Annotated in this window: 8 protein-coding genes and 1 other RNA gene; 6 read left to right on the top strand and 3 right to left on the bottom strand. The window is 44.8% G+C overall.

From position 1 onward, the window contains the following. Nucleotides 1-105: 105 nt before the first annotated feature. Together ssrS and zapA are read right to left on the bottom strand one after the other, a co-directional pair. Nucleotides 106-288, bottom strand: a non-coding RNA gene (gene ssrS, locus BCU91_RS04995) — 6S RNA. Between the two features lie 61 nt (nucleotides 289-349). Next, nucleotides 350-658 carry a cell division protein ZapA gene (zapA, locus tag BCU91_RS04990; RefSeq protein ID WP_076539654.1) on the bottom strand — a complete coding sequence of 103 codons (309 nt, stop codon included), beginning with the start codon at nucleotides 656-658 and terminating at the stop codon, nucleotides 350-352. 569 nt (nucleotides 659-1227) lie between these two features. Here zapA and BCU91_RS04985 point away from each other — a divergent pair. The 6 genes from BCU91_RS04985 (at nucleotide 1228) to gcvP (ending at nucleotide 9533) form a co-directional block, all read left to right on the top strand. Then, nucleotides 1228-1803: a UPF0149 family protein gene (locus BCU91_RS04985; RefSeq protein WP_102531014.1), complete on the top strand. Its 576-nt coding sequence runs from the start codon at nucleotides 1228-1230 to the stop codon at nucleotides 1801-1803. 182 nt (nucleotides 1804-1985) lie between these two features. Then, nucleotides 1986-3329, top strand: coding sequence for a 2-octaprenyl-6-methoxyphenyl hydroxylase (gene ubiH / locus BCU91_RS04980; RefSeq protein ID WP_102531013.1), 1344 nt, complete (start codon nucleotides 1986-1988; stop codon nucleotides 3327-3329). Between the two features lie 72 nt (nucleotides 3330-3401). Then, a complete protein-coding gene (locus tag BCU91_RS04975; protein WP_102531012.1) occupies nucleotides 3402-4613 on the top strand; it encodes an FAD-dependent oxidoreductase in 1212 nt (403 codons plus the stop codon). A 229-nt stretch (nucleotides 4614-4842) separates the two neighbouring features. Continuing rightward, the gene (gene gcvT, locus BCU91_RS04970; RefSeq protein WP_102520843.1) at nucleotides 4843-5937 is read left to right on the top strand and encodes a glycine cleavage system aminomethyltransferase GcvT; all 1095 of its coding nucleotides are present in this window, start codon (nucleotides 4843-4845) and stop codon (nucleotides 5935-5937) included. A 127-nt stretch (nucleotides 5938-6064) separates the two neighbouring features. Further along, a complete protein-coding gene (gene gcvH / locus BCU91_RS04965; RefSeq protein WP_076539644.1) occupies nucleotides 6065-6454 on the top strand; it encodes a glycine cleavage system protein GcvH in 390 nt (129 codons plus the stop codon). A 175-nt stretch (nucleotides 6455-6629) separates the two neighbouring features. Beyond that, complete coding sequence (gene gcvP / locus BCU91_RS04960) at nucleotides 6630-9533, top strand: aminomethyl-transferring glycine dehydrogenase (RefSeq protein WP_102531011.1); 2904 nt, start codon at nucleotides 6630-6632, stop codon at nucleotides 9531-9533. Nucleotides 9534-9975: 442 nt separating this feature from the next. Here the strand turns inward: gcvP and BCU91_RS04955 are convergent. Next, nucleotides 9976-11135, bottom strand: a protein-coding gene (locus tag BCU91_RS04955) for an IS3 family transposase (RefSeq protein WP_102531010.1) whose coding sequence is annotated in 2 segments (ribosomal slippage) — nucleotides 9976-10886 and nucleotides 10886-11135 — 1161 coding nt in all. Because the reading frame shifts where the segments join, the coding sequence is not laid out codon by codon here. Nucleotides 11136-11202 lie beyond the last annotated feature (67 nt).

Below are 11202 nucleotides of genomic sequence, written 5' to 3'. Positions count from 1 at the left end.
TGGATGGTTAAGGTCTTGGATGGTTAAGGGCTTGGCGGGTGAGTAGCTAAGCGCTAATTTTGGCCATAAAAAAACCACCATTGAGGTGGTTTGTTTTAAATTAAATTGCTCCCCAGAATACCGACCGTCGGTGCAGCCCTTGAACCGTAGGTTCAAGGCGGGAAAATGTTCATATCCTAAGGTTTCTCGATACGAGCCGAGCATACGCAATGTCAATGAAAGCATTCACCCTGGGTTTGTAAATATCGGCACAGGGACATAACCTACAAGCGAATATCCCAGGGAGCAAAACAGGGTTGAACCAGGTACCGTTAGCCATTACTAGCGGCAGTACATAATTCTAAAATTGTTAACCTTTCTTGGTGGTTCGTTCAAGCAACGAGTTTTCTAACGTTGATTGTAATAACGAGATACGCTCATCCATTTGCGCCATATACTGCTGATTTTTTTGCTGCTCTTCATACAACTCATGACCAATATTTAACGCGGCCATAATGGCTAATTCTTCGCGACTCAAATTGTTGGTACGTGTTTTTAATGTAGAAAGCTGCTGCTCGACACCCTTGGCAATCGCACGCAAAGCATCCTCTTGTCCCTTAGGACAATTAATCGAGTAGGTGCGCCCTAACAGGGAGATATCAATAGCACTATTACTCATGCTTCGCTGAAGATCCTTATTTGTCGAAAAATAAAAATTGTAGCAGGTTAACGACTTACCTCGCGATAACGCCTTAGCATTACGCTTTTACCACAGTTGATAACGGTATCAGTCTATTTGCGGACTATATAGCGCTACTATTAAAAGTGCAAGGTAACTCGCCGCCTTTACGATTATTTGCTTGTTGTCTGAGCATAATTAATCTTAAAGCATAATTATGGCTAAACTCTCTACACGTTCCCTACACGTCAGGCAGGATAACTCGTTAAGCGCCTAGCTCAAGGCTAATACAAGCCGTCATTGCAATAGGCGTTACAATCGTCATTTCTATTTTTACAAATTAATGGCATCGAACAGTTTACCGTTTAAGAATACTCGCTTTGGTGCAAAACGCTTAGTTGATTGCGTTATAGACAAGACAGTTAATATCAGCTTTAGCTTTATAGCGGCGGGGTTAGTGAAGCTTTGGTCAATTTGCTATTATACTTAGCAAATCGCAATGAACAATTTGGTGGCAGTTATTAACTCTGCTAGCATTGCATCTGATTGAATATAACTGGAACAATATCATGGCAACCCCTCCTTCTTTATGTATTGAAAAACTAAAACAAGCGTTAGATTCAGCTGAAATTGGTCAGCATCCTGTTGAGGTGCATGGCGCATTAGTTGGTTTAATTTGTGGTGGGGTAAATCAAGCAAAATTAGCTTGGCAAAAGCCATTACTTGAATTGATGAATGACGGTCAAGCAGTCAGCACTGAACTGCAACAACTTATCAATGAATTATTCCAAGACACAGCGACTCGCTTAAGCGATGCTGAATTTGGTTTTACGCCGTTATTACCAGAAGAAGAAGAGCTACTCAGCTTGCGCTTAGAGTGCTTAGCCCTATGGGTACAAAGCTACTTAACCGCTATTGCGCTTATTCAGCCAAAGCTTAACGGCGCATCAACTGATGTGCGCGAAATTATCCAAGATTTAGGCGCTATTGCTCAAGTGGAATTTGATGTCAGCGATGATGATGAATCAGAAGCTGCATTTATCGAGTTGCACGAGTTTGTCAGAATGGCGGCTATTTTATGTTACTCAGAGTTTGGCCCTGAAATGCCATTAGATGAAGAATCCCCATTAGCGCCGCTGCACTAATTAGAATGTAGCTTTCGCCTTGGGCCGTGTTGGCTCGGGGTGAAAAGTCCTCTGGCATCACAGATACTTGAGCTCAGCCAGAACACGAACCAGAGCTGAACTAGCTACATGGCCAATAGCAATACCATCATAACAATATTCAATTCATATCATAATTAACAAAAACAATAAGAACAGGCTTTATGACTGAGTTAAACGCGAAGACAGATAGCAAACAGGCAAGTGCCCAATTACCACAGCCACCACAACAGCCACCACAACAGGTGGATATCACTATTGTTGGCGGCGCTATGGCTGGTGCCAGTTTAGCGCTGGGTTTAGCAAAATTATCAGAAAAATTATCCGCTAAACATGCAGGTCTTTTAAATCGTCCTTTATCTATCGCCTTAATTGAAGCGCAAAAAACTGATGATAATCACCCAGGGTTTGACTCGCGTTCAATCGCCATTGCCCATGGCTCAGTATTTGAGTTAACTCAGTTAGGGATCTGGCCAAGTATTGAAAGCCTTGGCAGCGATATTGAAAATATTCATATCTCAGATCGCGGTCACTTTGGCATGACCGAGCTTAACGCTGAGCAATTTGGCCTGCCATCAATGGGGCAAGTGGTTGAGCTAGCGAAAGTCGGTAAAGTCTTGTTTGATCAATTTCAACAAGCGGATATTAAATTGCACTGCCCAGCAAGCCTAACTCAGCTTGAAACCGATATGGATGGTCACACGATAACCCTTGATAACGGCCAGCAAATTCGCAGCAAGTTGTTAGTGGCTGCAGATGGTGCTCACTCCAAAGTGCGCCAAGCGTTAAAACAAGATGTGACTCAAGTTGAATTTGAACAAGTGGCGCTGGTGGCCAATGTCCAAACTGATAAACCTCACAATAGTTGGGCCTATGAGCGTTTCACTGACACTGGCCCATTAGCCTTATTACCCATGGCGCCAATAAATGGTAAAACTCGGCTGTCATTAGTGTGGGCGCTAGATGCTGAGCAAGCCCATCAGTTTAAACACTGTGACAAAGTCGACTTTTTAGCCGCGTTGCAACAGGCTTTTGGCAATCGCGCCGGGCGCTTTACTGATGTCGGCTTACGGGTCAGTTATCCATTAACCTTATCTTACATGCCAAGACCGATTTATCATCGCACTGTGTTTATTGGCAATGCGGCGCAAACCTTACACCCGATTGCAGGTCAAGGCTTCAACCTAGGCCTACGTGATGTGGTTGGATTAATTGATGCTGTCGAAACAAGTATTGAAACCAGCATTAAAAGCAGTATTGATACAAGTATTGAAGCTGGCATTGAAAGTTTAGACCTTGGCCACAATTCGCTTATCCATCATTATCTTGCATCAAGACAGCAAGATAGAATGGCCACTATTAATAACGTTGAATTTTTAGTGCGCGGCTTCTCAAATCAGTACTGGCCATTAGTGGCTGGGCGCAGTTTAGGGTTAAGATTATTATCTTGGTGTCCGCCACTTAAAGCGCCTATTGCCCATAAAGCCATGGGCTGGAAAAGCGCTTAAGCTTTTTATACAGTCACTAGCACATAAGGCATTGTGCAAAGCGCTTGATAACCTGAAAAATGAAGGATTAACATGTTTCAAACTCAAACCTATGATGTAGCCATTGTTGGCGGTGGTATGGTTGGCTTGGCAACAGCAATTGGTTTAGCTGAAGCAAATCTAAATGTGGTGGTTATTGATGCTGGCCAAACTGAAGCCGTTACAGGCGAACCTCGCCTGCGGGTTAGCGCCATTAATAAAGCCAGTGAGCGACTACTGACTAACTTAGGTGCTTGGCAATATATCGATAGCGCCCGCGCCACCCCATATTCAAAAATGGCCGTGTGGGACAAAGACGGCTTAGGTAAAATCGCCTTTGATGCCGCCAGTATCAGTGAGCCATCACTGGGCGCGATTATCGAAAACCAAGCAATCAGCTTTGCCTTAGCAAAACGCGCCGCTGAACTCTCGAACATCACCCACCTAGAAGGTCAGCGACTAGAGCGCATCGCCTTTGGTGAGCGTGAATCATGGCTTACCCTAGATAACGGCGACAACTTAAGCGCCGCCCTAGTGATTGCCGCTGACGGGGCCAATTCTTGGGTGCGTAGCCAATGCCAAATCCCATTAACCTTTTGGGATTATGGTCATCACGCCATTGTCGCCACTATTCGCACCAGTGAGCCCCACGATGCAACCGCCCGCCAAGTGTTTTTAGCCGATGGCCCATTAGCTTTATTGCCATTGTATGAAGACAATTTATGCTCAATCGTGTGGTCAGTATCGCCCCAGCAAGCAGAAGAATTATTAGCGCTATCAAGTGATGAGTTTTCAAAAGCCTTAACCGCAGCATCAGATGGTCGTTTAGGCATTTGTGAACTGGTCAGCGAACGCCAATCGCACCCATTACGGATGCGTTATGCCCGTCATTTTGCCCGTCATCGTTTGATTTTAGCCGGTGACGCCGCCCATACAATCCATCCGTTAGCAGGTCAGGGGGTTAACTTAGGCTTTTTAGATGCGGCCAGTATTATCGAAACCGTTAGCGAGTTACATGAAGCGGGTAAAGATCTCGGTGATTACGCCAACCTTCGCGCCCTTGAGCGCTGGCGAAAAGCTGATGCCATTGAAATGATTAGCGCAATGGAAGGGTTTAAAAGACTATTTTCCGGTAGCAATCCAGTTAAAAAAGCCTTTAGAGATCTGGGTTTAAACCTAGTTGATAATGTCGCAGGACTAAAAACAGTGTTCATCAAACAGGCTATAGGCAATAAAGTGAAACTTCCTAAGCTTTGTCGAGATTAAATTTTTTAGCTAATTCGGCCTAAAAATCCTTATATATCAGGGGATGGGCCGAGTTGGCGTAAATAAAGATATTAAAACGCCTATAGTCGCATTAGCTAAACTAATGACAAAGTCTCAGATTAGAAAATTTCCTACTATACAAAATTAACCCTGTGGGTATAATTTTGGCGCATTTATAAAATACCTTCATTAGTTTTACCCTCAGAAGGTTCATAAAAAAGAGATAATAATGGCTAATAAAACTGTACTCTTTAACAAGCACTTAGAATCAAATGGCAAGATGGTAGACTTCCACGGTTGGGACATGCCACTTAACTACGGTTCACAAATCGAAGAACATAACGCTGTGCGTCAAAACGCAGGTATGTTCGATGTATCACACATGACAGTGGTTGATGTGACGGGTACCGATGCTTGTGCATTCCTACGCAAATTATTAGCAAATGATATTGCTAAGCTTAAAGTTGCTGGCAAGGCGCTATACAGCGGCATGTTAGATGACAATGCTGGCGTAATTGACGACCTTATCACTTATTATCTTACCGATACCCATTACCGCGTTGTGGTTAACTCAGCAACTCGGGTAAAAGATTTAGCATGGATGGAAAAACAATCTGCAGGCTTTGAGGTGACGATTACTGAGCGCCCTGAGCTGGCGATGATTGCCGTTCAAGGCCCTAACGCTAAAGCCAAAGCCGCCACTGTATTCAGCGCTGAGCAAAACGCCGCCGTTGAAGGCATGAAGCCATTCTTTGGCGTGCAAGCAGGTTCACTGTTTATTGCTACCACGGGTTACACCGGTGAAGTTGGCTACGAAATTATCGTACCTGAAGCAGAGGCTGAAAACTTATGGCAAGCACTACTCGAAGCAGGCGTACAGCCTTGTGGACTAGGCGCACGTGACACCCTGCGTTTAGAAGCAGGCATGAACCTTTATGGTTTAGATATGGATGAAACCGTTAACCCATTAGCCGCTAACATGGGCTGGACTATCGCATGGGAACCAAGCGAGCGCGACTTTATTGGCCGCGAAGCATTAACGGCTATTAAAGCCGCTGGACCTGACAAATTAGTTGGCCTAGTCATGGAACAAAAAGGCGTACTGCGTCACGGCATGCCAGTATTCTTTACTGATGCAGACGGCGTAGAGCACCAAGGCTCAATTACTAGCGGCACATTCTCGCCAACCTTAGGCTACTCAATTGCCATGGCAAGAGTACCCCAAGGCATTAGCGATACCGCTGAAGTGGAAATGCGTAAAAAGCGCGTAGCTGTTAAAGTAATAGCGCCAAGTTTTGTCAGAAATGGTAAACAGGCATTCTAACCAAAGTGTTATAAATGCTTGTATTGAAGTCACTGAATAATAAAAGTGTTGCTAATGAGGTTGTTAGCCAGCACTTAAATAACACTAACGATTACGCTTTAAATTTATAGATATAGGAATTACGACAATGAGCAACATTCCAGCTGAACTTAAATATGCATCATCTCATGAGTGGATCCGCAAAGAAGAAGACGGCACTTACACTGTCGGTATCACTGAGCATGCACAAGAGCTATTAGGTGACATGGTATTCGTTGAATTACCAGAAGTTGGCGACACAGTGACAGCCGGTGAAGATTGCGCCGTAGCTGAATCAGTAAAAGCTGCATCAGACATCTATGCACCGATTTCAGGTGAAGTAATTGCCGTAAACGAAGCATTAGAAGACTCACCAGAGCTAGTAAACAGCGAAGCATTTGGCGAAGGTTGGTTCTTCCGCGTTCAGCCTTCAGACGAAGCTGAAGTGGCTAACTTGTTAGACGCTGACGGTTACCAAGAAGTGATTGACGAAGAATAATCGTCGACGCTACTAGAAGCTCCCTTGGGAGCTTCTTTTGTTTTACCTTTAAATATTTAAAGGCATTAGCGATCCTTACGTCCCGCGTATAAGTATTGCATTACAACATTTTTTTCCTAGACCAGCTATTGATGCCCTACCGCAAAATACTGGCAGATTTGGAACACGATTTCTCATGACAAAGCAGACCCTAACTCAATTAGAGCAACACGAATTGTTTTTAAGCCGTCATATCGGCCCAAGCCAAACTCAACAGCAAGAAATGTTGAATTTTGTTGGCGCAGAATCGCTCGAAGACTTAACCGCACAAACAGTGCCTGGTTCAATTCGTTTACCGCAAGAATTGACCATTGGTGATTCATGTGGCGAAGCAGAAGGCACCGCTTACATCCGCGGCATAGCTGACAAAAACAAAGTCTTTAAAAGCTATATCGGTATGGGCTACTACGGTACAGAAGTACCCAATGTCATTTTACGAAACGTGTTTGAAAATCCGGGTTGGTATACAGCGTACACCCCGTACCAGCCAGAAATCGCCCAAGGCCGTTTAGAAGCCATTCTTAACTTCCAACAAGTGTCTATGGACTTAACTGGACTTGATCTCGCCTCAGCATCATTACTTGATGAAGCAACCGCCGCCGCTGAAGCAATGGCCATGGCCAAGCGCGTATCAAAAGCCAAAAAAGCCAACATCTTTTTCGTGGCAGACGACGTATTCCCACAAACATTAGACGTAGTGCAAACTCGCGCAGAATGCTTTGGTTTTGAAGTTATCGTTGGCCCAGCAAGCGAAGCCGCAAACTACGAGCTATTCGGCGCATTATTCCAGTACACTAACCGTTTTGGTGAAATCACCGACAACACTGAACTGTTCGCTAAGCTTGCTGAAAAGAAAGCGATTGTGACTGTTGCTGCTGACATCATGTCACTGGTACTGCTTAAGTCACCGGGTTCAATGGGCGCAGATATCGTTTTTGGTAGCGCTCAGCGTTTTGGCGTACCAATGGGCTACGGCGGACCACATGCGGCATTCTTCGTTGCACGTGATGCACACAAACGTTCAATGCCAGGTCGTATTATTGGCGTATCAAAAGATACCCGCGGTAATAAAGCCCTGCGTATGGCCATGCAAACTCGCGAGCAACATATCCGCCGCGAAAAAGCCAACTCAAACATTTGTACAGCGCAAATCTTATTAGCCAATATGGCGTCGTTTTACGCAGTATTCCACGGCGCTGTTGGCCTTAAAAATATCGCCAGCCGTATTAACCGTTTAACAGACATCTTAGCCGTCGGCCTAAAAGCCAAAGGCGTTGAGTTAGTTAACAGTACTTGGTTTGACACCCTTTCATTATCAGGCCTTGATGTTGATGCGGTTAACGCACGTGCATTATCTGCTGAAATGAACCTACGTATCGACCACGACGGTATCGTCGGCATCAGCCTTGACGAAACCACCACCCGTGACGATATCGCTCAGTTAATTGATGTCATCTTAGGTGCTGACCACGGTCTAGATGTAGCAACACTCGATGCTGAAATCATTGGCGGCGCTGCTTTTGGCGAAGGCGAGGGATCAATTCCTGCTCATCTCATCCGTCACGACAAGATATTGTCTCACCCAACATTTAGTAGCTACCAAAGCGAAACTGAAATGATGCGTTACATCAAGCGTCTTGAGAATAAAGATTTAGCCTTAAATCACTCAATGATTTCGCTGGGTTCTTGCACCATGAAGTTAAACGCCGCCGTTGAAATGCTACCAGTAAGCTGGCCTGAATTTGCCAACATGCACCCATTCTGCCCGCTTGAACAAGCCCAAGGTTACACTCAGTTAATTAACGAATTGTCAGATTTTCTCGTTAACATTACGGGCTACGACGAAGTGTGTATTCAGCCAAACTCTGGCGCGCAGGGCGAGTACGCTGGCCTGTTAGCGATTAAGAAATATCACGAGTCACGCAGCGAAGGGCACAGAGACATCTGTTTAATCCCCCAATCTGCCCACGGTACTAACCCCGCTTCTGCCCAGCTTGCTGGCATGAAAGTAGTCGTTACAGCCTGTGATAAAGACGGTAACGTTGATTTAGAAGACTTAAAAGCGAAAGCGGCAGAGCTTGCAGATAACTTATCGTGCATTATGATCACCTACCCATCGACCCACGGTGTGTATGAAGAATCAATCAGCGAAATCTGTGAAATCGTTCATCAACATGGCGGTCAAGTTTACCTTGATGGCGCTAACATGAACGCACAAGTAGGTCTTACATCACCGGGCTTTATCGGCGCTGATGTATCACACCTTAACCTACACAAAACCTTTGCTATTCCACATGGCGGCGGCGGACCAGGAATGGGCCCAATCGGCATTAAAAAGCATTTAGCGCCGTTTGTTGCAGGCCATAAAGTTGTCAAACCAGGCCGCGAAAGCGACCATAATGGCGCAGTATCAGCCGCGCCATACGGCAGTGCTAGCATCCTACCTATTAGCTGGATGTACATTAAGCTGTTAGGCACAAAAGGGGTTAAGCAATCAACCCAAATGGCGCTACTTAACGCTAACTATGTGATGAAGAAGCTGTCGGCCCATTACCCAGTATTATTTACTGGCCGTAATGACCGCGTAGCCCACGAGTGCATTATCGATTTACGTCCACTTAAAGAAGCATCTGGCGTCACTGAGATGGACATTGCTAAGCGTCTAAATGACTACGGCTTCCACGCCCCAACCATGAGCTTCCCTGTAGCAGGTACGTTAATGATTGAGCCAACAGAGTCAGAGTCAAAAGTAGAGCTAGACCGCTTTATCGAAGCGATGATCGCTATTCGTGGCGAGATTGCCAAAGTCGAAGCAGGCCAGTGGCCAAGCGATAACAACCCACTGCACAATGCACCACACACCATGGCTGACATTATGGATCCTGAGTTTGACTCACGTCCATACAGCCGCGAAGTGGCCGTATTCCCAAGCGCAGCGGTTAAAGCGAATAAGTTCTGGCCGACGGTTAATCGTATTGATGATGTTTATGGGGATCGTAATTTAATGTGTTCTTGCGTACCTCTGAGTGAATATGAGTGATGATAATGGCTGCTTAGGCTCGCTACTGCGGCGTTGAATTTCAGCTTTCGTGCTCATTGACACCAGTCAACTCCGCGCGAAAGCTTTCAATTCGCCTTGCATTAGCTTCGCTAGCGACGCCATTATCGAGGTAGCTGACTTCATTGGGGGTTAGTTATTTATCAAAGTAAAAAGCGAACCGATTGGTTCGCTTTTTTGTTTTTGGGTAGAAAAAAGCTTACTTTATTAAGGTTGTTTATTATCCATATTTTAAAAGCTTTTTTCCTTAATGGTAGGCTCATTTAAAATAGTAACAAACTGTGCTTTTTCGATTTTGCGATCGACATAGTAAGCATTTAGTTTTAATTTAACTGGCTTACCTGTTCTAAGGGCTTCAAATAACACGTCTATTTCAGATTTAGCGCCCTCTACGTCAGTTGCAACCCGCAAAGGGATGTACTGGTCAACCCAAATTGGACACTTTTAGTTGAGAATTCTCAAATTCTACAGGTGACAGATCACCATTAGCAGAATGAAGTCGCTCCAAGTTGTAATATTTCATGTAAGCAGCCACATCTTGCTTCATAAACTCCCTTGTTGGTTGAGCAACTTTAAAAACCCAATCGTGTTTCAAACTACCAAAGAAACGTTCAACGACGGCATTATCCCAACATGCACCCACATCCCCCATACTGGCTTGGATACCATAGGTCGATAACAGCTTACCGAATTGCTTGCTGGTATACTGTGAGCCTCGGTCACTGTGAAATACCAGTCCTCTGGCCGGTTGACGCAGGTTGTAGGCTTTCATTAATGCCTTAGATATCAAATCTGTGGTCATTCGTTTGTCTATGTGCCATTCCACAATACGGCGTGAATATAAATCCATCACCACAGCCAAATACATCCAGCCTTCACCCGTCTTTAAATACGTCACGTCACCAGCCCAAATCTGATTAGCTGATACAGGGTTAAAGTTCATGTTTAACAGGTTGTCAGCCACTGCATCTGAGTGTTTTCGCTGTGTAGTCACCTTATAAGCACGCCGCTGGGTTGCTTTGAGTCGAAGTCGGTACATAATTTTACGAACGAGATAGCGACCAACCTGGTAGCCTTCTTTGCGCAATTTCTTCACCATTTCACGATTCCCTAAGCTGCCACGACTTTGCTTAAATAGCTGTCGAACGAGGCGATAAAGCTTCAGTGTTTCAAGGTTTATCACGTTTACAGGGCGCTTATGCCAATCGTAATAGCCTGACTTGCTCACATTCATTACTCGGCTTAACAGTGCTATAGGGAACAGGCTAGAGTGTTGTTTGATGAAGCGAAATTTTACTTCATGTCTCTCGCAAAGAAGGCGCTTGCCTTTTTTAGTATTTCTTTCTCCATTCGTAATTCTTTGTTTTCTCTACGCAATCTTTTTAGTTCATCACGTTCAGACTCTTCTAAGGCAATACCCTGTTGCTGGGCTTGGTGTTTTTCCTTCCAGTTATAAAGCAGACTCGTGCTAACCCCAAGAGACTTTGCTGCTTCAGCAACGCTATAGCCTTGTTCTAGCACCATCAATACGGCTTCATCTTTAAATGCTTGCGGATAACTCTTATGTGATTTTTTTAGACTCATATCGACCTCTTAATTTATTGACCATACTGTCTCAAAATTAAGTGTCCGATGGAATTAGACCAGAACA

The organism is Shewanella sp. 10N.286.52.B9, assembly GCF_002873635.1.
In the GTDB taxonomy this organism is placed as follows: Bacteria; Pseudomonadota; Gammaproteobacteria; order Enterobacterales; family Shewanellaceae; genus Shewanella.
This window is presented reverse-complemented; position numbering and strand designations above follow the sequence as displayed.